At 72.4% G+C, this 24243-nt stretch carries 15 protein-coding genes and 1 pseudogene; 12 read left to right on the forward strand and 4 right to left on the reverse strand.

Annotated features, from left to right (window positions below; all coding sequences use genetic code 11):
• The first annotated feature begins 138 nt into the window (after positions 1-138).
• Together AB0K51_RS17565 and AB0K51_RS17570 are read left to right on the forward strand one after the other, a co-directional pair.
• Entirely contained in the window at positions 139-1257 is a 1119-nt protein-coding gene (locus AB0K51_RS17565) for a peptidoglycan bridge formation glycyltransferase FemA/FemB family protein (RefSeq protein WP_363455712.1), read from the forward strand.
• Positions 1258-1289: 32 nt separating this feature from the next.
• Positions 1290-2321: an alanine racemase gene (locus AB0K51_RS17570; protein ID WP_363455714.1), complete on the forward strand. Its 1032-nt coding sequence runs from the start codon at positions 1290-1292 to the stop codon at positions 2319-2321.
• Between the two features lies 1 nt (position 2322).
• Here the strand turns inward: AB0K51_RS17570 and AB0K51_RS17575 are convergent, their stop codons facing one another.
• Entirely contained in the window at positions 2323-3906 is a 1584-nt protein-coding gene (locus AB0K51_RS17575) for a glycosyltransferase 87 family protein (protein WP_363455717.1), read from the reverse strand.
• Between the two features lie 93 nt (positions 3907-3999).
• Positions 4000-6624 (reverse strand): transglycosylase domain-containing protein, encoded by a 2625-nt coding sequence (locus AB0K51_RS17580; protein WP_363455720.1) that lies wholly within the window; start codon positions 6622-6624, stop codon positions 4000-4002.
• A gap of 259 nt (positions 6625-6883) precedes the next feature.
• Here AB0K51_RS17580 and AB0K51_RS17585 point away from each other — a divergent pair, with 259 nt between their 5' ends.
• Together AB0K51_RS17585 and AB0K51_RS17590 are read left to right on the forward strand one after the other, a co-directional pair.
• Entirely contained in the window at positions 6884-7546 is a 663-nt protein-coding gene (locus AB0K51_RS17585; protein WP_363455723.1) for a PadR family transcriptional regulator, read from the forward strand.
• A gap of 143 nt (positions 7547-7689) precedes the next feature.
• The gene (locus tag AB0K51_RS17590; RefSeq protein ID WP_363455725.1) at positions 7690-8772 is read left to right on the forward strand and encodes an inositol-3-phosphate synthase; all 1083 of its coding nucleotides are present in this window, start codon (positions 7690-7692) and stop codon (positions 8770-8772) included.
• Between the two features lie 85 nt (positions 8773-8857).
• On the opposite strand, the gene AB0K51_RS17595 is transcribed toward AB0K51_RS17590, so the two are convergent.
• Positions 8858-10480 carry a peptidoglycan-binding protein gene (locus tag AB0K51_RS17595; RefSeq protein ID WP_363455727.1) on the reverse strand — a complete coding sequence of 541 codons (1623 nt, stop codon included), beginning with the start codon at positions 10478-10480 and terminating at the stop codon, positions 8858-8860.
• Positions 10481-10645: 165 nt separating this feature from the next.
• Here AB0K51_RS17595 and AB0K51_RS17600 point away from each other — a divergent pair, with 165 nt between their 5' ends.
• Positions 10646-11938, forward strand: a complete 1293-nt coding sequence (locus tag AB0K51_RS17600) for an MFS transporter (protein WP_363455730.1) — start codon at positions 10646-10648, stop codon at positions 11936-11938.
• 98 nt (positions 11939-12036) lie between these two features.
• Positions 12037-12408, forward strand: coding sequence for a hypothetical protein (locus AB0K51_RS17605; RefSeq protein WP_363455732.1), 372 nt, complete (start codon positions 12037-12039; stop codon positions 12406-12408).
• Positions 12409-12432: 24 nt separating this feature from the next.
• On the opposite strand, the gene AB0K51_RS17610 is transcribed toward AB0K51_RS17605, so the two are convergent.
• Positions 12433-13860 (reverse strand): CCA tRNA nucleotidyltransferase, encoded by a 1428-nt coding sequence (locus AB0K51_RS17610; protein WP_363455869.1) that lies wholly within the window; start codon positions 13858-13860, stop codon positions 12433-12435.
• Between the two features lie 261 nt (positions 13861-14121).
• On the opposite strand from AB0K51_RS17610, the gene AB0K51_RS17615 reads away from it, so the two are divergent.
• From AB0K51_RS17615 to trxB, 6 genes and pseudogenes are all read left to right on the forward strand, one after another.
• Positions 14122-16467, forward strand: a complete 2346-nt coding sequence (locus AB0K51_RS17615; RefSeq protein WP_363455734.1) for a DUF6049 family protein — start codon at positions 14122-14124, stop codon at positions 16465-16467.
• A 47-nt stretch (positions 16468-16514) separates the two neighbouring features.
• Positions 16515-18779 (forward strand): murein biosynthesis integral membrane protein MurJ, encoded by a 2265-nt coding sequence (murJ, locus tag AB0K51_RS17620; RefSeq protein WP_363455738.1) that lies wholly within the window; start codon positions 16515-16517, stop codon positions 18777-18779.
• 241 nt (positions 18780-19020) lie between these two features.
• Entirely contained in the window at positions 19021-21129 is a 2109-nt protein-coding gene (locus AB0K51_RS17625) for a serine/threonine protein kinase (protein WP_363455741.1), read from the forward strand.
• A gap of 124 nt (positions 21130-21253) precedes the next feature.
• Positions 21254-21820: pseudogene (gene sigM / locus AB0K51_RS17630) on the forward strand (RNA polymerase sigma factor SigM); the annotation flags it as partial.
• Between the two features lie 293 nt (positions 21821-22113).
• Positions 22114-23031: a zf-HC2 domain-containing protein gene (locus AB0K51_RS17635; protein WP_363455743.1), complete on the forward strand. Its 918-nt coding sequence runs from the start codon at positions 22114-22116 to the stop codon at positions 23029-23031.
• 153 nt (positions 23032-23184) lie between these two features.
• Positions 23185-24153 carry a thioredoxin-disulfide reductase gene (gene trxB, locus AB0K51_RS17640; RefSeq protein ID WP_363455745.1) on the forward strand — a complete coding sequence of 323 codons (969 nt, stop codon included), beginning with the start codon at positions 23185-23187 and terminating at the stop codon, positions 24151-24153.
• Positions 24154-24243 lie beyond the last annotated feature (90 nt).

Genomic DNA, 24243 nt, shown 5'->3' on the forward strand with positions numbered 1-24243 from the left:
CCGCGTAATACCTGTGCGGCAGGTACGGGCGGGGAGGGCGCCGGCGCTTCCCGGCCCTCCGCCGATTCGCGGCCGAATCGGACCATTCGGGCGATAGGGTCAGGCCTTGACAAGGACTGACGAGGAGGAGCACCCAGCATGAGCCTGCGTCTGCGGACGATCACGCGTGAGGAACACCTGGCCTTCGTCCAGAGCCGCGCCTCGGCGAGCCACATGCAGGTGCCCTCCTGGGCGGACGTGAAGGCGGAGTGGCGCGCGGAGAGCCTGGGCTGGTTCGACCCCTCCGGTGAGATCGTCGGCGCCGGGCTGGTGCTCTACCGCCAACTGCCCAAGCTGAAGCGCTACCTGGCCTACCTGCCGGAGGGCCCGGTGATCGACTGGTTCGACAGGGACCTGGACGGTTGGCTGCAGCCGATGCTGGCGCACCTGAAGTCGCAGGGCGCGTTCTCGGTGAAGATGGGCCCGCCGGTGGTGGTCCGCCGCTGGGAGGCCGCCACCATCAAGGAGGCGATCGCCTCCAAGGAGGCCAAGCGGCTGCGCGACGTCGAGCCGGACTGGTACGAGCCGCGCGCCTTCGAGGTCTCCGACCGGCTGCGCAAGGCCGGCTGGCTGCAGGGCGAGGACGGCGGGGCCGGCTTCGGCGACGTGCAGCCCCGGTACGTCTTCCAGGTGCCGCTCGGCGGCCGCTCGCTGGACGACGTGCAGCGCGGCTTCAACCAGCTGTGGCGCCGCAACATCAAGAAGGCCGAGAAGAGCGGCGTCGAGGTGGTCCAGGGCGGCTACGAGGACCTCGCGGTCTTCCACAAGCTGTACGTGGTCACCGCCGAGCGCGACCACTTCACCCCCCGCCCCCTGGCCTACTTCCAGCGCATGTGGCAGGCGCTGACCGCCGAGGACCCCAACCGCATGCGGCTCTACCTCGCCTACCACGAGGGCGAGCCGCTGGCGGCCACCACGATGCTCACGGTCGGCGAGCACGTCTGGTACTCCTACGGCGCCTCGGCCAACCACAAGCGCGAGGTGAAGCCGTCCAACGCGATCCAGTGGCGGATGATCCGGGACTCCTACGCGCTCGGCGCGAGCCTCTACGACCTGCGCGGGATCAGCGACACCCTGGACGAGGACGACCCGCTGTACGGGCTGATCCAGTTCAAGCTCGGCACCGGTGGGCAGGCCGCCGAGTACCTCGGCGAGTGGGACTACCCGCTGAACAAGCTGCTGCACAAGGCGCTCGACCTCTACATGTCGCGCCGCTGACGCACCGTCACACCATTCGGGGAGAACGACGCATGACCTTGACGATGTACGTGGACACCGGCCGTTGGCGGGCGCACCAGCGCGGGCTGCTGGCGGAGTTCCCCGGGCTGGTACCGGTCGCCAAGGGCAACGGCTACGGCTTCGGCAACCGCCGGCTGGCGGCCGAGGCGGCCCGGCTGGGGACGCCGATGCTGGCGGTGGGCACGGCGGACGAGGCCGCCGAGGTCGCCGAGGACTTCCCCGGGGACCTGCTGGTACTCACCCCGTACCGGGTCGGTGAGGAGCCGCGGGAGCTGCCGCCGGAGCGGGTGGTGCGGACCGTGGCGCACGCCGAGGCGCTGGCCGCGCTGCCGTCCGGCAGCCGGGTGGTGGTGGAGTGCATGACCACGATGCGCCGGCACGGCATCGCCGTCGCGGACCTGGCCCGGCTGCCGGTCGGCGAGGTGCGGGTCGAGGGCTTCGCGCTGCACCTGCCGCTGGACCGCCCCGACGGCTCCGACCCGGTGGAGGAGGTCACCGGGTGGGTGCGGGCGATCGAGGCGGCCGGCCTGCCCACCGGGGCCGTCTACCTCAGCCACCTGGCCGCCAAGGACGTCACCCGGCTCGCCGAGCGCCACCCGCGGACGGTCTTCCGCTCCCGGATCGGCACCCGGCTGTGGCTCGGCGAGGTCGAGGCGCTCTCCTCGCGGGCCACCGTGCTGGACGTCACCCCGGTCGCCCGCGGCGAACGCTACGGCTACCGGCAGCACAAGGCCCCCTCCGACGGCCACCTGCTGGTGGTCACCGGCGGCACCGCGCACGGCGTCGGCCTGGAGGCGCCCAAGTACGTGCACGGGATGCTGCCCCGGGCCAAGGGCCTGGCCCGGGCCGGGCTGGCCACCGTCAACCGGACGCTCTCGCCGTACTCCTGGCGGGGCAAGCAGCTGTGGTTCGCCGAGCCGCCGCACATGCAGGCGTCGATCCTGTTCCTGCCGGGCGAGCTGAAGCCGCCCGCGATGGGTGACGAACTGCCGCTGAACGTCCGTCACACCACCACGCACTTCGACCGGGTGGCCGAGCGCTGAGCTAGCGCTTCGCCAGCGGGTCCGCGTCGGGGCTCGCGTCGGTGTCGGGGTCCGGGCCGAGGTCGGGGCCCAGCCAGTCCACCTCGCCGTGCGGGGCGTAGGCGGCGTAGCTCTCCTCCTCACGCAGCCGGCGGGCGGTGCCGATCACGAAGGTGTCCGGGGCGCCGTCCAGCACGCCGCCCGACGGGTCGTCACTTCCGTCCCAGCGCACCGGGTCGCGGTCCGGGAAGAGGATGTCGCGGACCACCAGGTAGCAGATGTACAGAGTGCCGATCAGGTGCAGGGCGATCGCGAAGTGGTACCACTCCTGGTCGATGCCGTGCTGCTTGGAGTCGCCGGAGTAGGCCAGGTAGGACCAGACGCCGAGGAAGTACAGCACCTCGCAGGCCTGCCAGATCAGGAAGTCCCGCCAGCGGGGGCGGGCCAGGGCGGCGAGCGGGATCAGCCAGAGCACGTACTGCGGCGAGTAGACCTTGTTGGTGAGCACGAAGGCCGCGACCACCAGGAAGGCCAGCTGGGCGAAGCGCGGGCGGCGCGGGGCGCTGAGCGCCAGCCAGCCGATCGCCAGGCAGCTGAGCACCAGCAGGCCGGCGATCCAGGTGTTCAGGGTGGACAGCTGGGCGTTGCGGACCTGCATGAGGATCAGCCAGAACGAGCCGAAGTCCTCCTTGCGGGTCTGGCTGAAGGTGTAGAAGGTCGCCCAGCCCTGCCAGTTGGCGATCATGATCGGCAGGTCGACCAGCAGCCAGGCGCCGGCCGCGCCGCCGAAGGCCAGGCCGAACTCCTTCCACCTGCCCGAGCGCCAGCACAGGATCAGCAGCGGCCCGAGCAGCAGCACCGGGTACAGCTTGGCGGCGGTGGCCAGGCCGATGAAGACGCCCGCCCAGAGCGGCTTGGAGCCCGACCAGAAGGCCATCGCCACCGCGGCCAGCGCGACCGCCAGCAGGTCCCAGTTGATGGTCGCGTTCAGCGCCAGGCAGGGTGCCAGGGCGAACAGCAGCGCGTCCCACGGGCGGCGGCGCTGGGTGCGCGAGACGGCGACCACCGCGACCACCGCACAGATCATCAGCATTCCGGCGTTGACCAGCCAGAACCACTGCTCACGGCCCATCATCTCGCCGTTCGGCGTGGTCAACCACGCCGCGACCTGCATGAACAGGCCGGTCAGCACCGGGTACTCCAGGTACTTCATGTCCGGCGAGCCCTGCGGGATCGGGTCCAGGTACGGGTGCCGGCCGTCGGCGAAGCCGCGCCCCGAGAACAGGTGCGGGATGTCGCTGTAACAGGCGTGCGTGTACTGGGTGGTGGCGCCGTGGAACCAGCCGTCGGTGTAGCACGGCGCCTTCTGGAACAGGCCCAGCAGGTAGGTGGCGATGACGGCCAGCGCCAGGAACTTGGCCGGCGTCCACCAGGACACCCCGAGCAGCGCCCGGCGCCCCGGCGGGCCGCCGAACAGCTCGCTGCCGGCCGCCGAGACCGGGTCCTCGTCCGCGGGGACGACCACGGTATCGGGCAGCGGGCCCTCGGCCGGGGCCGGGCCGGCCGCGGAGGTCTCGTCACGCAGGCTGGACGTCATGGCGCACATACTGCCGCACCGTCCGCCACAACCGAAGAGGGGCACGGGATTGCTCTCGCAGTCCGGTGCCCCTCTGTCGGGATCGTCCCCTTACGGCCTCCGTCAGCCGGCCGGGGGCAGGCCGCTGGCGCTGTCGCTCGGACTGCTCGTCGGCGACTTGCTGGGCTTGCCGGACTTGCTCGGGCTCGGGTTCGGGCAGAGCGGGCCGAGGAAGCAGCTCTGGCTGCTGCTCGGGCTCGGGCTGCTGCTCGGCTCGGCGGTGAGCGTCGGCGACGGGCCCACGGTCGCGGTCGGCTGGTCGGTCGGGCCGGTGGAGGCCGACGCGGAGGCCGAGGCGGACGCGCTGGCCGGAGCACCGGAGGAGTCGACCTGCTGGCCCCACGGCTCGGGGGCCGGGAAGTCCTTCACCGGCTGGTCCTTCAGCGCCACCTTCATGTAGCGGGTGAAGATGTCGGTCGGGAAGTCACCACCGTGCACGGACTCGTGGCCCGCGGTGCCGTTCAGCGAGAGCAGACCGGGCTTGCCCGCCTCCTCGCGCCACATACCGACCGAGGTGGCCAGCTGCGGGGTGTAGCCCACCCACCAGGCCGAGGTACCGGCGTCGGTGGTACCGGTCTTGCCGGCCACCGGGCGGCCCAGCGCGTTGGTCTTGTTACCGGTGCCGTTCTTGGCCACGTTCTCCAGCACGTCGGTGATGTTGTCGGCGACCGCCTGGTCCAGCGGCTGCTTCGGCGCGGACTTGGTGAACGCCGGCTGCTCCGCGCCGTTGTAGACCAGCTTGGCCACCGAGTACGGGTCGTTCTGCTGCCCGCGGGCGGCGAACACCGAGTAGGCCGAGGCCATCCGGATCGCGCTCGGGTGCGAGGTGCCGAGCGGGTAGGTGATGGTCGAGGAGGGCTCCAGGCTCTCCTTCTTCAGGCCGAGGCTGAGCACCATCTTCTCGACGTTGGCACCGCCCACGTCCTGGCCGAGCTGGACGAACGGCACGTTGTACGACCACTGCATGGCCTTCTTCAGCGAGACGTAGCCGGGCGTGCCCGGGCTGTCGTTGCGCTGCTTGTAGGGCTTGCCGTCGTCGCCGGTGAGCGGGGTGCCGTTCTTCGAGTAGATCGGCGACAGGTTGTTCGCCAGGTACAGCGACTCGGGGTTGATCTGGGTCGGCTTGCCGTCGGGGCCGCTCTTGGTCAGCACGCCGTTCTGCATCGCGGTGGCCAGCACGAAGGGCTTGAAGGTCGAGCCGACCGGGACCTTGGAGTCCGCGTTGTTGCTGTAGTGGCCGTTCTCGATGCCGTCGCCGCCGTAGATCGCGACGATCGCGCCGTCACCGGGCACCACCGAGGCGGCGCCGACCTGGACGTTGGTGTCGGCCGGGCGCTTGTCCGGGTGCAGCGACTCGGTCTTGACCTGGTCCACCGCGGCCTTCAGCGCGTCCACCTTGTCCTTCTGGAAGGTGGTGTAGATCTGGTAGCCGCCGCGGCCGAGCTTCGCGTCGGTGATCGTCGGGTCCTTGGTCATGATGAACTGGTTGACGGTGTCCACCAGGTAGGAGACCTCGCCGTTCATGCTGGCCGGGGCCTTCGGCTTGATCGGCTCCGGGAAGTCGGTGCACTTGGCGCGCTGCTCCGGGGTGAGCGCCTTGGTGATCACCATCCGGTCCAGGATCCACTTCCAGCGGGCCACCATGCGGTCGTGGTTGGCCTGGTTCAGGGTCGGGTCGTAGAGGCCCGCGCCCTTCAACAGGCCGGCCAGCATGGCGCCCTGACAGGCGTTCACGTCCTTGGCGTCCACGCCGTAGTACGCCTGGGCGGCGGCCTGGATACCGGTCGAGCCGCGGCCGAACCAGCTGGTGTTCAGGTAGCCCTTGAGGATGTCGTCCTTGCTCTGCGACCCGTTGATCTTCAGGGTGATGAAGAACTCCTTCAGCTTTCGCGTCAGGGTCTGGTCCTGGGACAGGTAGACGTTCTTCACGTACTGCTGGGTGATGGTCGAACCACCCTGGGTCTCACCGCCGGTGGCCATGTTGTACACGGCGCGGGCGATGCCCTTGGGGTCGATGCCGCTGTCGGTGCGGAAGGTCTCGTTCTCCGCGGCGATCACCGCGTCCTGGGCCTCGCGGCTTATCCCGGAGAGCTCCACCAACTGCCGGTTGGTGTCGCCCTTGCGGGCCATCTCGGTGCCGTCGGCCCAGTAGTAGATGTTGTTCTGGTCGTGGATCGCGTCCTTCGCGTTCGGCACCGTGACCAGCGCGTACGCGGTGCCGACCGCGGCCACGCCGCCGCCGAAGAACACCAGGAAGAGGCTCAGCACCAGCTTCCAGGAGGGCACCCAGCGCTTCCAGCCCTCCCGGCCGAACCGCGGGTAGTCGATGAAGCGCTTCTTGCCCGGCTTGCCGCCGCGCCCACCGGACCTGCCGTCCGACGGACCGCCCGAGCCGCCGGGGCCGCCGGGGCCGCTGCCACCGGCGCCGCCGGCACCGCCCTTGCGGCCCTGCTTGCGCATCTCGGCGCGGGTCAGCCGGGGCTGCTGCGCGGTCGCCCGCGTCGTGCGCCGACCTCCGCCGCCCGAGGCGAGCTCGTCGCGGCCCGTGCCGGGCGCGGCCCCGGGTGCGTAGTCGGGTGCGCCCTCGACCGGGCTGCCGTAGGCATACGGACGCCCGCTGTCGGCTCGCCGGGGCGGCGGCTGCTGTCCGCCCCCGGGATTGGCCGACCTACGCCGGTGTTCGCTCATCTCTCAGCAGCTCCTCGGTCAGGGTGCACAGCCGAAAGAGTACGGCGATCTGAAAGGTGGTCAATCGGGCATTGATGACCAATCAGGACGAAACGACCGCAGATCATTACACGCCCGTTGCTCAAAGCGCTTGTGATCGTGGTTACGCGTGCCCCCCTTGCCCCTTCCGTGACCCAGGGTTACTGTTGCCGATATATCGAGCCGATACATCGGCGCGATGCATCGATCCGGGACACTCCCATCGGAAGGAGAAGGCGGCATGAGTCGACGCTCCGGCGTGCTCGAGTTCGCCGTCCTCGGCCTGCTGCACGACGCGCCGATGCACGGCTACGAGCTGCGCAAGCGGCTGAACGTGCTGCTGGGCTCCTTCCGGGCCTTCTCCTACGGCACGCTCTACCCGTGCCTGAAGAACCTGGTCGCCCAGGGCTTCCTGGTCGAGGACAACCCGGACGTCGAGTACGTCCCGGCCACCGCGCTCAACGGCAAGCGGTCGAAGATCGTCTACCGGCTCTCCCCGGAGGGCAAGGAGCGCTTCGAGGAACTGCTCGCCGACACCGGCCCGGAGGCGTGGGAGGACGAGCACTTCGGCGTCCGCTTCGCCTTCTTCGGCCAGACCGACCGGGCCGTGCGGATGCGGGTGCTGGAAGGCCGGCGCAGCCGGCTGGAGGAGCGCCTGGAGCGGATGCGCAGCTCGATCACCCGCACCCGCGAGCGGTTCGACGACTACACCCTCGAACTCCAGCGGCACGGCCTCGAATCGGTGGAGCGCGAGGTCCGCTGGCTCAACGAGCTGATCGAGACCGAGCGGGCCACCAGAACCGGACGCGCACCCGCGTCCCCCCAAACTTCGGACGGCCGTGGCCAGGCCGCCGGGTCCTCGGACCCGCCGGGGCCACCGCACGACCGCCCGGGGCGCTCCTGACGGAGCGCTGCGCTCCGCGTCGGCCCCGGGCCGTCCGCGAGAGGTGAGGGCGCTCCGTGCGCCCGACAGACAGTCAGAACAGATGTGGAACCGAGGTGCCGCCACAGCACGGCGGATCTCATGAGATTCAGGGAGCAACCGGAATGGGTTCGGTTCGCGTAGCCATCGTCGGCGTGGGCAACTGCGCCGCCTCGCTGGTGCAGGGTGTCGAGTACTACAAGGACGCCGACCCGGCCGGTAAGGTCCCGGGCCTGATGCACGTGCAGTTCGGCGACTACCACGTCCGCGACGTCGAGTTCGTCGCCGCGTTCGACGTCGACGCCAAGAAGGTCGGCTTCGACCTGGCCGACGCCATCGGCAACAGCGAGAACAACACCATCAAGATCTGCGACGTGCCGCCGACCGGCGTCACCGTGCAGCGCGGCCACACCCTCGACGGCCTCGGCAAGTACTACCGGGAGACCATCGAGGAGTCCGACGAGGCCCCGGTCGACATGGTCCAGGTCCTGAAGGACCGCCAGGTCGACGTCCTGGTCTGCTACCTGCCGGTGGGCTCCGAGGCCGCCGCCAAGTTCTACGCCCAGTGCGCCATCGACGCCAAGGTCGCCTTCGTGAACGCCCTCCCGGTGTTCATCGCCGGCACCAAGGAGTGGGCCGACAAGTTCACCGAGGCCGGTGTCCCGATCGTCGGCGACGACATCAAGTCCCAGGTCGGCGCGACCATCACCCACCGCGTGATGGCCAAGCTGTTCGAGGACCGCGGTGTCATCCTCGAGCGCACCATGCAGCTGAACGTCGGCGGCAACATGGACTTCAAGAACATGCTCGAGCGCGAGCGCCTGGAGTCCAAGAAGATCTCCAAGACCCAGGCCGTCACCTCGCAGATCCGCGACCGCGAGCTGGGCGCCAAGAACGTCCACATCGGCCCGTCCGACTACGTGGCGTGGCTCGACGACCGCAAGTGGGCGTACGTCCGCCTCGAGGGCCGCGCGTTCGGCGACGTCCCGCTGAACCTCGAGTACAAGCTCGAGGTCTGGGACTCCCCGAACTCGGCCGGTGTCATCATCGACGCCGTGCGCGCCGCGAAGATCGCCAAGGACCGCGGCATCGGCGGCCCGATCCTCTCCGCGTCCTCGTACTTCATGAAGTCCCCGCCGGTGCAGTACTTCGACGACGAGGCCAAGGAGAACGTCGAGAAGTTCATCCGTGGCGAGGTCGAGCGCTGAGCTGAGCAGCTGACAGGCTGATCGCTCGTCAGGAGGGCCGTTTCCGTGGTGCGCCACGGGGACGGCCCTCCTGCCGTTTCTCTCGCTACGACCAGGTGGCGCGCCAGGTGATCGGTCCGACGACGCCGTCCACCGCCAGGCCGTGGCGCTGCTGGAACGCCCGGCACACGCCCGCCGAGGCGGGCCCGTACCAGCCGTCCACGTCGATCGCCCAGCCGCGCATCGACATCTTCTGCTGCCACATCCGCACGTCGTCGCCGTGCAGCATCGGCGACTGCACCCGCAGGTACCGCCAGGGCCAGGTCGGCACGCCGGGCACCGGTGTCGTCGCCTGGCCCGACGTCCGCGCCGCCGGCACCCCGCCCAGCGCCGGGTCCGCCGACACCGTCCCCTCGGGGTACGCCGGGACCCCGTACCCGTACGGCGACCCGGGACCGCGCCGCGGCCGGGACTTCAGGTAGACCCCGTCGCCCTCGGCCGTTCCGTTGTCATTGGTGTTGTGGGTGGGGATGAAGTCGTCGGTGACGAACAGGTGGGAGGGTGCGGAGACGGCGATGCACTGCACCTCCTCGTCGCGCAGGTACTCGACCGAGACCACCGTGCGCGCCCAGGCCGCGTCCCGCGGGACGAAGCACGCGGCCTTGTCGGGCAGGCGGAACGGGTTGAGGCGCGGCATGTCGACGTTCCGGACCCGCGAGGCGTCCTCGTCCAGCACGGCCCGGCCGCCGAGCGACCGGACGATCTCCTGGACGTCCAGGGCGAGTTGGCGGGAGTCTGCGGCGAAGTCGATCCGTCCCTGCTCGTCGATCCGGCCGGCGGCGTCCATCAGCCCCTGGAGCAGGGCCAGGCGCTCCTTGATCCCGGCCTTCCGGTAGCGCTCCGGGAGGAACGTCCGCTCCGCGGTGGCACCGCGGAGGCCGAGCGCGTCCAGGGCGGTGTCGGTGACCGGCGCACCGCCCTCGCTCGTTGCGCCGCCCCCGAGGAGACGGCCCAGCAGGTAGGGGTCCACCGGCAGGGGCTCGCCGGTCTGCTGGTACTCGACGGGTTCCAACAGGGGGACGCGAACCGGGTGGTGAGGGCGGGCGACCAGGTCGGCCAACTCGAGGGTGGTGACCACCCGGGGCTGGGCATCGCCTTCGGTCTCGACCTGCCACAGGTGTTCGTTGCAGGCCTCGGCCGACGAGCCGTCCTGGAGCGTGATCCGGTGGACCGGCCGGACGCCCTTGGGGTGCACGCCGGTGACGTGGGAAAGCTGCCCCGCGGGATCGATCAGCGGGTCACCGACCCGCAGGTCGCCCATCCGCCGGAAGCCGCCGGGGGTGAGGACGCCCGCGTGCAGCGGGAGGGCGTTGCCCTCGACGGTGTGGATGGTGTCGGCGTCGTAGGCGACCACGATGCCGGTGTGGGTGCCGCCGTCGGGGCCCAGGTAGAAGGGGCCGCCGAGGACGGGGTAGTCGGTCCAGCGGCCGTGGTTGCGCCACCAGGCGACGGCGGTGAGGCAGGAGGCCGTCATCGGCCAGAGGGTGTCCATGCCGGTGCGGTGGGCGGCCCAGGCTTCGAAGACGGCGCACCAGGGCTGGCCGTCGGACCATTCCAGACCGGGGGTTTCGGTGGAGTAGCGCTGGTGGTTGTTCCAGGTGCCGTCGGGGTCGCGGCCTTCGTGGACGCCGACCTGGCCGAGCAGCAGGGCGGTGAACTCGTCTCTCATGGGAGCCTCCCGTTGCGAGGGTGCGATGGTTCCTCCCGGGATGGGTCAACGACCGTACGGCGGGGAGGACATCGGCGACAGGGGGCGCGCGGGGGGCATTTGGTCGCTCGGCGTTGGCAGATGTTTCACGTGAAACATCACTGCCCCTCATGGCACCCTTGGCGGGTGATCACCGAACGGCCCCCACAGGAGGCCAGCCTCCTCGGGCTGCTGAGCGGCTCCGGCTTCCGGAAGCTGCTGACGGTCCGTCTGCTCTCGCAGCTGTCCGACGGCGTCTTCCAGGTCTCGCTGGCGGCGTACGTGATCTTCTCGCCGGAGCGTCAGTCCTCCCCCGCGGACATCGCCGCGGTGCTGGCGGTGATGCTGCTGCCGTTCTCCGCGGTCGGGCCGTTCGCCGGCGTGCTGCTGGACCGTTGGCGGCGGCAGCGGGTGCTGCTGGTGGGCAACCTGGCGCGGTTCGGGCTGGGCCTGGTGACGGCGGCGCTGCTGCTCGGCCGGGCCCCGGAGTGGCTGTTCTTCGCGGCGGCGCTGCTGGTGACCGCGCTCAACCGCTTCATCCTGGCGGGCCTGTCCGCCGCGCTGCCCCGGGTGGTGGCCTCCGCGGACCTGGTCACCGCCAACGCGCTCTCCCCCACCCTCGGCACGGTCGCCGCGGCCAGCGGCGGCCTGGTGGGCTTCCTGGTGCACCAGTTGCTGCCGCCCGGCCGGCACGCCGACGCGCTGCTGGTGACCGTGGCCGCGCTGCTCTACCTGTCCGCTGCGCTGGCCGCCCAGCGGATCGCCCCGGACCAGCTCGGCCCCGAGCAGAGTGGTGAACTCCCCTCCCTGGGCGTCGCGTTGAGCGCGGCCTGGGCGGACCTGCGGGCGGGCGTCCAGCACCTGGTGCGGGACTGCCGTCCGGCGGTGCACGCGCTGGCCGCGGTCACCCTGGCGCGGTTCTGCTACGGGGTGCTGATCGTGGTGGTGCTGATGCTCTCCCGGTACACCTTCAACAGCGCGGACGACAGCAAGGCCGGACTGGCCAGCCTCGGCCTGGCGGTCGGGATGTCCGCGGCGGGCTTCTTCCTGGCCGCGCTGGTCAGCCCCTGGTGCACCCGCCGGCTGGGCCTGCCCGGCTGGATGGCCACCTGCCTGGCCGCCGCCGCGGTCTTCGTCCCCGCACTCGGGCTGCCGTTCCGCGAGATCCCGGCGATGATCGCGGCACTGCTGCTCGGCCTGGTCACCCAGGGCACCAAGATCTGCGCGGACACCCTCGTCCAGGAGTCGGTGGAGGACGACTACCGCGGCCGGGTCTTCGCCATCTACGACGTGCTGGTGAACGTCGGCTTCGTGGCCGCCGCCGCGGTCACCGCCCTGGTGCTGCCGCTGAACGGCCGCTCGGTCCCGGTGGTGGTCGGCCTCGCCGTGCTCTACGCGCTCGGCGCCGCGCTCTACTACCGCGCCGCCCGCCGCGACTGACGGAGCGTCGGGGCCCTCGACCGCCGGGGGCCGGCGGAACCCCGCCCGCTAGGGTACGTGGGCGCACGGCACCGCGACCGACGCCCCGGGGGGACCAGATGAGCACACCGCAGCCGCCGTACGGCTACCAGCAGCCCGTGATCACCGAGCAGGCCCGGCGCAAGGGCAACTGGATGTTCCGGATCGCCGTGGCGCTGCTGGTGCTGGCCGTCCCGCTCGGGCTGTGGTCGTACCTCCACAGCCCGCGGATCGCCGTCCCCGGCGACTGCACGACCGGCGGCACGCCCCCGAAGCTCACCGCCTGCTCCTCCGCCACGGCCGAGTACCGGGTGACGCAGCGCGCCAACAACGACACGCTGCTGTCGTACAGCTGCCCCAAGGGCACCACCCGGACCTACCGCGGCAAGTACCGCAAGCACTTCCGCAGCTACCGGTACGTGCTCTGCCTCGCGCCGGTCGCCAAGCACTGACGGCGGGTCACCCGCCGGCCGCGCTCAGTCCTGCGGCTGCTGCGCCCACCACTTGCGGAGCTCGGCCACCGCGTCCTCGTGCGGCATCGGGCCGTGCTCCAGGCGCAGTTCGAGCAGGTGCCGGTAGGCGCGGCCGACCGCCGGGCCGGGGCGCAGGTCGAGCAGCCGCATGATCTCGTTGCCGTCCAGCGCGGGCCGGATCGCGTCCAGCTCCTCCTGGGCCTTCAGGCTGGCGATCCGCTCCTCGAGCGAGTCGTAGGTGCGGGCCAGCGCGGCGGCCTTGCGCTTGTTGCGGGTGGTGCAGTCGGAGCGGGTCAGCTTGTGCAGCCGCTCCAGCAGCGGGCCGGCGTCGGCGACGTAGCGGCGCACCGCGGAGTCGGTCCACTCGCCGCCGCCGTAGCCGTGGAAGCGCAGGTGCAGCTCGACCAGCTGCGAGACCTCCTCGGTGAGCTCCTTGGAGTACTTCAGCTCGCGCATCCGCTTGCGGGTCATCTTCGCGCCGACCACCTCGTGGTGGTGGAACGAGACCCGGCCGTCCGCCTCGAACCTGCGGGTGCGCGGCTTGCCGATGTCGTGCAGCAGCGCGGCGAGCCGCAGCACCAGGTCGGGGCCCTCGGTCTCCAGCGCGATGGCTTGCTCCAGGACGGTCAGCGAGTGCTCGTAGACGTCCTTGTGCCGGTGGTGTTCGTCGCTCTCCAGCCGCAGCGCGGGCAGCTCGGGCAGCACGTGGTCGGCCAGGCCGGTCTCCACCAGCAGCCGCAGGCCCTTGACCGGGTGGGCGGCGAGCAGCAGCTTGTTCAGCTCGGCCTGGATCCGCTCGGCGGAGACGATGGTGATCCGCTCGGCCATCGCGGTCATCGCGGCGACCACCTCGGGCGCCGGCTCGAAGTCCAGCTGGGCCGCGAACCGGGCGGCCCGCATCATCCGCAGCGGGTCGTCGGAGAAGGACTCCTCGGGGGTGGCGGGGGTGCGCAGCACCCGGGCCTCCAGGTCGTCCAGGCCGTGGTGCGGGTCGACGAAGCCGCGGCCGGGCAGGTCGACGGCCATCGCGTTGACCGTGAAGTCGCGGCGGACCAGGTCCTGCTCGATCGAGTCGCCGTAGCTGACCTCGGGCTTGCGCGAGGAGCGGTCGTACGCCTCGCTGCGGTAGGTGGTGATCTCGATCAGGAACGAGCCGTCGGCGGTGTCCTTGCGCGCGCCGACGGTGCCGAAGGCGATGCCCACGTCCCACACCGCGTCGGCCCAGCCCTTGACCAGCTTGAGGATCTCCTGCGGGCGGGCGTCGGTGGTGAAGTCCAGGTCGTTGCCGAGCCGGCCGAGCAGGGCGTCCCGGACCGAGCCGCCGACCAGGGCCAGGCGGTGGCCCTGCGCCTCGAAGCGGCGGGCGATCTCGTCGGCGACCGGGGAGACCCGCAGCAGCTCCTGCAGGCCGCAGGTCTGCGCCTCGGTCAGCCCCGGCAGGGCGGTCGGGTCGGCGGAGCTGGAATGATTGGCGCTGGACGCGTTGGCAGTGGACACGGCTCACAAGGGTACGTGCCCGCCCTCCCCCACCGCTTTCCCCTTTTGCACCACCGGACAGCTACCGGCCCGCAACACTGCGGCCCGGTCGGCGTCGTTACCATGCGGGGAACGCTCCTTCGGGGGTCGGCGACCGCCGGGCGGCCGCGGCGGTGCGTGGAGTGAACGAGACGATCGGGAACGGCGAGGGCGCGCGTGGACGAGCGGACCGGGCGAGACGCGGCGAGGACCGCGTCCCGCGGACGGCGGACGGGTCGACTGGCCAGGAGTGCCGCCGCCCTGCTGGCAGGCGGGCTGCTCACGGCCGTCTCCGCCTCCCCGGCGCTCGCCGAGCGCGGCACCCTGCTGGCCGCCGCCCCCGAGTACCCGGCGACGGTGGAGATCACCACCGTCTCGCCGCAGGTCGCCACCGACACCAGCACCGTCACGATCACCGGCAAGGTGGCCAACACCGGTTCGTCGACGCTGAAGTCGCCGACCGTCGCGGTCCGTGCGCCGATGCAGGTCAAGCCGCTGGGCACCCGCAGCGAGATCGGCCTGGTGGCGTCCCGGACCACGCCGAGCGGCCAGGACGGCATCGACCTGCAGAACCCGGTCCAGGACGTCGGCGACCTCCCGCCCGGCAAGAGCGCCGACTTCACCCTGTCGGTGCCGGTCTCCGCGCTGAAGGCCAAGGACACCGGCGCGTACGAGCTGGCGGTCGACGTCTGGGGCACCACCGGCAGCGAGAAGGGGCACCCGCTGGGCATCGCCCGCACGTTCCTGCCGGTGCAGGGCAAGGCCACCGCCAAGGCCTCGCAGATCTCGGTGGTCTGGCCGCTCACCCACGCCCCGGTACTGGTCGCCCAGACCATGCCGGACAACGACCAGATGCCGGTGCTGCGCGACGACAGCCTGGCCGGTGAGCTGACCGGCGACGGCCGGCTCAACCAGCTGGTCGACATCGGCGGCACGATGACCGGCCTCACCTGGGCGATCGACCCGGACCTGCTGGACACCGTGTACGCGATGACCAAGCCGTACCGGGTCCAGAAGCCCGGCACCTCCGGCGAGTCCGCGCGCGAGGAGAACACCGTCCCCGGCACCGGCCACGACGCGGCGGTGGCCTGGCTGGCGAAGCTCCGGCAGGCGGTCGGCAAGGCCGAGACCGAGGTGGTCTCGCTTCCGTACGCCGACCCGGACCTGGCGTCGATCGCGCACCACGGCACCGACCAGTCCGGGATGGACACCGCGCTGCGCAAGGCGGTGACGGCGGGCCAGGTGACCACCGAGGCGCGGCTGTCGGTGGACGCCCACTCGGAGGTGGCCTGGCCGTACCAGGGCTGGCTGGACCAGAAGACCGCGGCGGTGGCGGGCGCGTCCGGCGGCCGGGTGGTGCTGGTCAACGGCGCTTCGATGCCCGAGTCGGAGAAGCTCTCCTACACCCCGAACGCGGCCCGGCCGATCGGCAACGGGCAGACCGCGGTGGTCGCCGACGCCACCCTCTCCGAGCTGTTCCAGGGCGACCTGGGCACCCCGCGCGACCGTACCGCGGCCGAGCAGCGCTTCCTCGCCGAGACCCTGGCGATCGCCCACCAGGCGCCCGAGCAGCCGCGCACGGTGCTGGTGCTGCCGCCCCGCTCGCTGACCACCGGCACCGCCACCGCGCTGCGCGACTCGATGGCGCAGGCCGTTGCGGGCGGCTGGGCGGGTGCCGCGGTGCTCGACAGGGTGGTCGGCACGCAGCCCGACGCGAGCGCCAACGGCGCCGTCCCGGACGGCTACCCGCGGGAGCTGGCGGCCTCCGAGCTGTCCTCCGACGAGCTCGCCGCGACCATGCAGCTGCAGAACGGCGTGGATCAGCTGATGATGATCCTCACCCAGCCGCAGCGGGTCCGCGGGCCGTTCAGCGCGGCGATGGTGCGCTCGCTGTCCACCGAGTGGCGCGACCAGCCGAAGGTCGGCACCGACTACCGCACCGGCGTGCGGCAGTACCTGGACAACCTGAAGGCCGCGGTCCGGGTGCCCACCAAGAGCGTGGTGACCCTGCCGGGTGACAACGCGACGCTGCTGATCAGCGTGAAGAACGACCTGACCCAGGCGGTCGGCAACCTGGAGCTGCGGCTGGTCTCCACCCAGCCCAACCGCCTGAACGTCGGCGCACCGCAGCCCGTGGTGCTGGACGCCACCACCGCCCGCACCTTCCGCTTCCCCGCCGAGGCGCAGGTCAACGGCCCGGTCCAGGTCACCGCCGAGCTGTGGACCACCGGCCCGGACGCGCAGCGCTACGGCGAGCCGGTGACCTTCACCGTCGAGGTCACCTCGGTGGCCAGCGGCGTGACCTACGTGATCGTCTGCGGCACCGTGCTGATGGCGCTCGCCGGGGTCCGGTTCTACCTGCAGCGCAAGAAGCGCAAGGCGGCCGGCGAGGCCGACGAGGACCCGGACCGCCCGCTGGAGGGCGACGGGGAGGCCCCCGAGGGGCCGGACGCCGACGCGGAGCCGTCCTCGGACGCCGGTGCCGACGATCGGGTCCCGGGTGATGAGAAGGTGGGGCACTAGGCCGTCCCACCCCCGGGCGCCCACCCCTCTGACTGTGGATTGGTGGCATGAACGAGCGGAGCGAGCGAGCAGCACAGGACCAGGGAGGCCGGCCCCAGGACCGCGCGAGCGGTCCACGCTCCGCCGCCGCCCCCGCCGAACCCGCCGCCGACTGGTACGTCGCCGACACCTACGCCCGTGACCCGTACGCCGCCGAGACGTACGGCGGCGGCCCGGACCCGTACGGCGCGCCGGCCGAGCCCGAGGGCGCGGCCGCGGTGCCCGGCCAGCCGCAGCGCGAGCCGGAGGGTGCCAAGCAGCTGACCGCGCCGGCCCCGCGCTGGGCGACGCTCGCCGCCGAGGTCGCCGCGGACGCCGGGACGGCCGAGCCCGCGCAGCCCGCCGAGCCCGCGGCGGCGCAGCCCGGATCGCCCCGGGACACCGAGACCACCGAGTACGTCGGCGTCGACGCGCTGCTGTCCGGCGACGCCGCGGCCGACGAGCCGCAGCCCGAGCCGCCGGCCGCGGAAGACGAGCCGCACCCGTACGTGCCGCCGATCGAGTTCGACCCGCCGCTGTCCGAGGAGGAGGCGGTGATCCAGGCCAACGCCGCGGTGCTGGAGGCCGACGCCGCCGCCGCGCCCCCGCCCTCCGCCGCCCCCGCGGCCGCCGCGGCGCAGGGCGGTGGTGGCCGGGTCGCCGGCCTGCTGAACTCCAGCGCCGTGATGGCGGCCGGCACCCTGGTCTCCCGCGGCACCGGCTTCCTGCGCACCATGGTGATCGCCGCGGCGATCGGCGTGGCCTCGATGGGCGACTCGTACAACGCCGCCAACACCCTGCCCACCCTGCTGTACATCCTGATCGGCGGCGGCGCGCTGAACGCGGTCTTCGTGCCGCAGCTGGTGCGCAGCATGAAGAACGACGAGGACGGCGGCACCGCCTACGCCAACCGGCTGCTCACCCTGGTGGTGACCGGTCTGGCGGGCGTGGTCTTCGTGGCGGTGCTGGCCGCACCGGTGCTGGTGCAGCTGATCTCGCACGCGCTGATGCGCGATCAGGCGAGCGCCGACACCACGGTGGCGCTGGCCCGGTACTGCCTGCCGACCATCTTCTTCATGGGCGTGCACGTGGTGATGGGTCAGATCCTCAACGCCCGCGGCCGGTTCGGAGCGATGATGTGGACGCCGGTCCTCAACAACCTCGTGGTGATCTTCACCTTCGCGATGTACATCGGCGTGTACGGGACCTTCCAGCACACCGAGGTCACCCCGGAGACCATCTCCCCCGAGGGCGTCCGGCTGCTCGGCGTCGGCACCCTGCTGGGCCTCGCGGTGCAGGCGCTGTCGATGATCCCGTACCTGCGGGCCTCCGGCTTCCGGTTCCGCCCGCGCTTCGACTGGCGCGGCCACGGCCTCGGCAAGGCCGCCCGGCTGGCCAAGTGGACCTTCCTGTTCGTCCTCGCCAACCAGGCCGGCTTCCTGGTGGTCACTCAGCTCGCCACCGCCTCCGGGAAGGCCGCCGAAGCCGACGGCCACCTCGGCGTCGGCCTCGCCGCGTACTCCAACGCGCTGCTGATCTGGCAGCTGCCGATGGCCGTGGTCACCGTCTCGGTGATGAGCGCGGTGCTCCCCCGGCTCTCCCGGGCGGCCGCCGACCACGACGCCGGCGCGGTGCGCGACGACCTCTCCTACGGCCTGCGCACCTCCGCGGTGGCGATCGTCCCGGCCGCCTTCCTGTTCCTCGCGCTCGGCCCGGTGATCGGCTCCTCGATCTACGGCCTCGGCAACGGCGGCGCGGTCGCCCACGGCACCACCGCGGTCGGCTTCATGCTCTCCGCCTTCGCCCTCGGCCTGATCCCGTACTCGGTGCAGTACGTGCTGCTGCGCGGCTTCTACGCCTACGAGGACACCCGCACCCCGTTCTCCAACACCGTCTGGGTGGCGCTCACCCAGGCCGTCACGGCGGTGCTCTGCTGGCTGGTGCTGCCCGCCCAGTGGGCGGTGACCGGCATGGCGCTCGGCTACGGCCTGTCGTACGCCGTCGGGGTGTTCGTGGCGGTGCCCAAGTTGAAGGCGAAGGTCGGCGACCTGGACACCGGGCGGATCGCCAAGACCTACGTCCGGCTGGCGATCGCCTCGCTGCCCGCCGCCGCGGTCGGCCTGGCCGTCGAACTGGTCGCGCTGCAGGCGCTGGACGGCTGGATCGGCAGCGTGCTGACCCTGCTGGTGGCCGGCAGCGCGCAGCTCGCGGTCTTCCTGCTGCTGGCCCGCCGGATGCGGATCGAGGAGCTGAACGCGCTCACCGGCATGGTGCGCCGTCGTCTCGGCCGCTGAACCAGACGCTCACTCAGCCCTGTTTCGAGGGGCCGGAGTCGGGGTTGAAGCCCCCGATTCCGGCCCTTTCGTCTGACGTTCCACCGGAAGTGGGTAATCAGGCAACCCCCGAGCGCTCTCATAGGTCGTACCTGGGGACCAAGAGTGGGCACAATTGACCTGGCACGGGTTGACCACTCCGGCAACGGATCGTCGACCGTCCCCGACGGGATCGGTCGACACAAGGGGAGGCAGGAGCACGGTGGCTGACGGCACCAAGGCGATCGTCGACACGTCCCAGGCGGACGAAGCGGCGTTGGCCATGGCACTGGGCGAACTCCCGGACGTATCCGCCCCGGAGCCCGCCCCCGAAGCTCGACGCCCCGCCACCCCGGGAGCCGACGCGGACGAACCGGCGGAGGACGACGTGACGGCTGACGACGACGCGACGGCCGAGGACGATACGTCGGCCGAGGACGATACGTCGGCCGAGGACGACGAGCACCCCCTCGGGGACGACCCGCAGCCGAGCGCGGACGCGGACGCGGCCGAGGACGCGGCCGAGGACGCGGCTGAGGACGCGGAGGAGCAGTCGGCGGAGCCCGAGCAGCCCGCGGCTCCGCCGGTCGCCGAACGGCCCGCCGAGGCCACCGCCCCGCTCTCCGCGCAGGAGATCGCCGCCGAACTCGTCGCCAAGGGCGGCCGTGCCGAGACCGCGGCTCGCAAGAGCCGTGGCGTCCGCCGCCCGCTGCCGCCGGTCGAGCCGTCCGAGCCCGCCCCGCCGACCAGCACCGCGACCCTGGACGCCGACACCGGCACCCTGCCCGCGGTACTGCCCGCCCCGGCGCGGCACAGCGGCGACAAGATCGCCGGCCGCTACCGGCTGGAGGAGTGCATCTCCCAGTCGGACACCTTCAGCAGCTGGCGCGCGGTCGACGAGAAGCTCCGCCGCGCGGTCGGCGTCCACCTGCTCTCGGCCGGCCACCAGCGCGCCAAGTCGGTGCTCACCGCCGCCCGCAGCGCCGCCCTGCTCGGCGACCCGCGCTTCGTCCAGGTGCTGGACGCGGTGCAGGAGGGCGAGCTGGTCTACGTGATCCGCGAGTGGCTGCCCGGCGCCTCCGACCTCGGCGAGCTGCTCGCGGCCGGACCGCTGGAGCCGTACGACGCCTACCAGATGGTGCGTCAGGTCACCGACGCGATCGCCGCCGCCCACCAGCGCGGCCAGGCGCACCTGCGGCTCACCCCCAAGTGCGTGCTGCGCACCGACGGCGGCCAGTACCGGATCAACGGCATCGCGGTCGACGCCGCGCTGCGCGGACTGCCCACCGAGGACGCCGCGCTGACCGACGTGCGGGCGATCGGGGCGCTGCTGTTCGCCGCGCTCACCCACCGCTGGCCCTACCCGGAGGACCGCTACGACCTCCAGGGGCTGCCGAAGGGGCTCGGCTGCGTCCCGCCGGACCAGGTCCGGGCGGGCGTCCACAAGGGCCTCTCCGAGCTCGCCGCGCGGATCCTGTGCGACCAGCCGCCGCACCACCGGGAGCCGATCACCAGCCCGGCCGAGCTGGCCGAGGCGATCGCGGAGCTGCCGAAGATCCGGCCGCCGGAGCAGTCCGCCCCCGCCCCGCTGCGCGCGCTGCCCGCCGCCGCCCGGCCGCGCTACGCCACCAGCACGCCGACCCAGGTGCTCCCGCGGGTCGAGCCCGCCCCGGCCCCGCCCGCCGCCCGCCCCACGCTGCGCGGCCGCGGCCTGCGCCGGGTCGCCCGGTGGACCGCCTCGCTGGTCGCGCTCGGCGCCGTGATGGTCGGCTCCTGGCAGCTGGTGGAGTACGTCAACCGCACCGGCCAGCCCACCAGCGGGCACACCGCCCCCGCGCCCACCCCGACCCCCTCCGCCACCCCGACCGGCGGCAAGCTCACCATCTCCGCGCTCGCCCCGTTCAACGCCCTCGGCGACAACAAGGACGAGCACGCCAGCGAGCTCCCCGGGACGCTCGACGGCAATCCCACCACCGCGTGGACCACGCAGCGCTACAACGACCCGTTCGGCGCCTTCCGGGCCGGCACCGGTGTGCTGATCGACCTCGGCTCGGCCCGCCAGGTCGGCTCGGTCGACGTCCAGTTCATCGGAGACCACAAGGTCGAACTGAAGGCCGCCCCGACCGGCACGACCACCGCACCCGGCGCGGACGAGAACGGCCTGCGCACCTTCGGCAACGCGGTGGCCAGCGGCTCCGGCAACAAGGTCACCCTCAAGCCGGACGCCGCGGTCACCACCCGGTACCTCCTGCTGTGGATCACCAGCATCCCCGCCGACGACACCGGCGGCGGCTACCGCGGCAAGGTCGCCGAGATCCAGGTCAACGGCTGACGCGGACGGGGATCCGGTCGGACCGGGCCGGATCCCCGTCCGCCTCTTGATCCGTTCCGCCGCATCCCCAACGATGTGAACCACGGCCCCCGGAGCGGACGGCCGGACCGCGAGGAGGGGGCGGATGGCCGAGGAGCCCAGCGACGCCGAACTGCTCGCCCGACACACGGCGGGCGACCCGGACGCCTTCGGACGGCTGGTGCACCGGCACCGCGACCGGCTCTGGGCCGTCGCGATGCGCACCCTCGGCGACCGCGAGGAGGCCGCCGACGCGCTCCAGGACGCCCTGGTCTCCGCCTTCCGCGCAGCCGGTGGCTTCCAGGGCCGCTCGGCGGTCACCACCTGGCTGCACCGGATCGTGGTCAACGCCTGCCTGGACCGGGCCCGCAAGAGCGCCGTCCGCCGCGCCGACTCGCTCGACCAGGACCCCCGCCCGCTGGACGGCGCGCTCGGCACCGCCGAGGGGGCCGAGCACCACGCGGTCCGCGCCGAGACCCGCCGCGAGGTGGCCGACGCGCTGGCCGCCCTCCCCACCGAGCAGCGGGCCGCGCTGGTCCTCGTCGACATGCAGGGCTACTCGGTCGCCGAGGCGGCCGAGCTCCTCGGTGTCCCGGTCGGCACCGTGAAGAGCCGCTGCGCCCGCGGCCGAGCCCGGCTGCTGCCCCTGCTGCGCCACCTCGGCCCGGCGGCCCGCACCGCCACCTCCGGACCGGTCACCGTTTCACGTGAAACCACCGCCGCCGCTCCTGCCGGCTCCAGACCCTCCGTTGTTTCACGTGAAACCGATGCCCCGGGTGTCCCGGGCGATGTTTCACGTGAAACATCGCCACGCTCCAACCCGACCGCCGCGCCCGTCGCACAGGAAACCGCGTCGCCCGGTGCCCCCGTTTCACGTGAAACATCGGGCGACGGGAACCCGAACCGGCCCTCCCCCGTCCCACCCACGGATCCCGCACCCGCGCTGGAAGGAGATGCGACCCCGCGATGACGCCGCAGCCGCCTTCCGACCACCCCGGCCTGGATGCCCTCGCCGACCTCGCCGAGGACCTGCTCCCGCCCGAGCAGGCCGAGCAGCTCCACCGCCACCTCGCCAGCTGCCCCTCCTGCGCGGACGACTACGCCGCCCTCTGCGGGCTGCCCGAGCTGCTCGCCGCGGCCCCGGCTCCCCCGATGCCGGAGGACGTCGCGGACCGCCTCAACGCCGCCCTCGCCGCCGAGTCGGCCGCCCGCCGCGAGACCCGACCCGCAGTCCCGACCGCAGTCCCGACCGCAGCCCCATCCGGTGGCCCGTCCGGTGGCCCGCAGACCGCCGGCCGCCCTGCGGGCACCGCCCCCGCCGCCACCGGCCCGGGCCGCCCACCCCGCCGTCGTCGCCGCACCACGGCGATCCTGCTCGTCACCGCCGCGGTCGCCGCCGCACTCACCCTGGGCGGCGTACTGCTGAACCTGCCCGGGTCGCAGCAGGGTGCGTCCACCGCCAGTGCTGCCAAGGACGTCGCCGCCCGGCCTTCGTTGGCCGACGGCGCGGCGGCGAGCACCACCGCGCCGAGGACCCCGCACACCCAGCCGACCGAGGGCGCCGCCGCGGGCACGACGGACTTCCGCGCCGAGCAGCTCCCGGAGCAGATCCGCCGTCTGCTGCCCGCCCGACCGACCGAGCAGATCGGCCCGGCCGACTCGCAGCCCCTCGGCGGCCCGGCCGCCGCACCGTGCGTGCTGGCCGCCGCCGGGCACACCGGCGAGCAGCCGGTGGCCACCGGGGCCGGCAGCTACCAGGGGCGACCTGTGCTGGCACTGGTCTACCGGCTGCCCGGTCAGGCCGACCGGCTGGACGTCTACCTCGCCACCCCGGACTGCCCCGGCTCGGCGATCCTGTTGCACAGCACCGTCCCGGCCCCCTGATTCCTCCGCCATCCGGGCCGTCCACGCCCAGAGTGCGGGCGCTGGGTGCGTCGGGGCCTGGGAATGCGGGAGACTGGTGAGTCGTTGTCCGGGGCGGCGGAGCAGACCGCCCTCCCCCGCCCCTGCGGGGCGCGATGCCAACCAGGAGATGCAGTGAGCGACGTCCGTAACGTGATCATCATCGGTTCCGGCCCGTCCGGGTACACCGCTGCGCTGTACACCGCGCGCGCCTCCCTCCAGCCGCTGGTGTTCGAGGGCGCGGTCACCGCCGGCGGTGCGCTGATGAACACCACCGAGGTGGAGAACTTCCCGGGCTTCCGCGACGGCATCATGGGCCCCGAGCTGATGGACAACATGCGCGCCCAGGCCGAGCGCTTCGGCGCCGAGCTGGTCCCGGACGACGTCGTCGCGGTCGACCTCACGGGCGACATCAAGACCGTCACCGACTCCGAGGGCAACGTGCACCGCGCCCGCGCCGTGATCGTCACCACCGGCTCGCAGCACCGCAAGCTCGGCCTGCCCAACGAGGACAAGCTCTCCGGCCGCGGCGTCTCCTGGTGCGCGACCTGCGACGGCTTCTTCTTCCGCGACCAGGACATCGCGGTGGTCGGCGGCGGCGACACCGCGCTCGAGGAGGCCACCTTCCTCTCCCGCTTCGCCCGCAGCGTCACCGTGGTCCACCGCCGCAACTCGCTGCGCGCCTCCAAGGCGATGCAGGAGCGCGCGTTCGCCGACCCGAAGATCTCCTTCGCCTGGGACAGCGCGGTCGAGGAGATCCACGGCGACCCGAAGCTCACCGGTCTGACCCTGCGCGACACCAACACCGGCGACCTGCGCGAGCTGGCCGTCACCGGCCTGTTCATCGCGATCGGCCACGACCCGCGCACCGACCTGTTCAAGGGCCAGCTGGACCTGGACGCCGAGGGCTACCTCAAGGTCGAGGCCCCCTCCACCCGCACCAACGTCCCGGGCGTCTTCGCCGCGGGCGACGTGGTCGACCACACCTACCGCCAGGCGATCACCGCGGCCGGCACCGGCTGCTCCGCCGCCCTGGACGCCGAGCGCTACCTGGCCGCGCTGACCGACTCCGCCGAGGCCGAGACCGCCGCCGTCGCGGTCTGACCGACCGCCAGAGGCGGGGCCAGGCGCCCCGCCACCCGGTCGGGGGCAGGACCGGTTTCACGTGAAACAGAACCGCCCCCGCCGTTGTTA

The organism is Kitasatospora sp. NPDC049285, from assembly GCF_040678815.1.
Taxonomy (GTDB): Bacteria; Actinomycetota; Actinomycetes; order Streptomycetales; family Streptomycetaceae; genus Kitasatospora.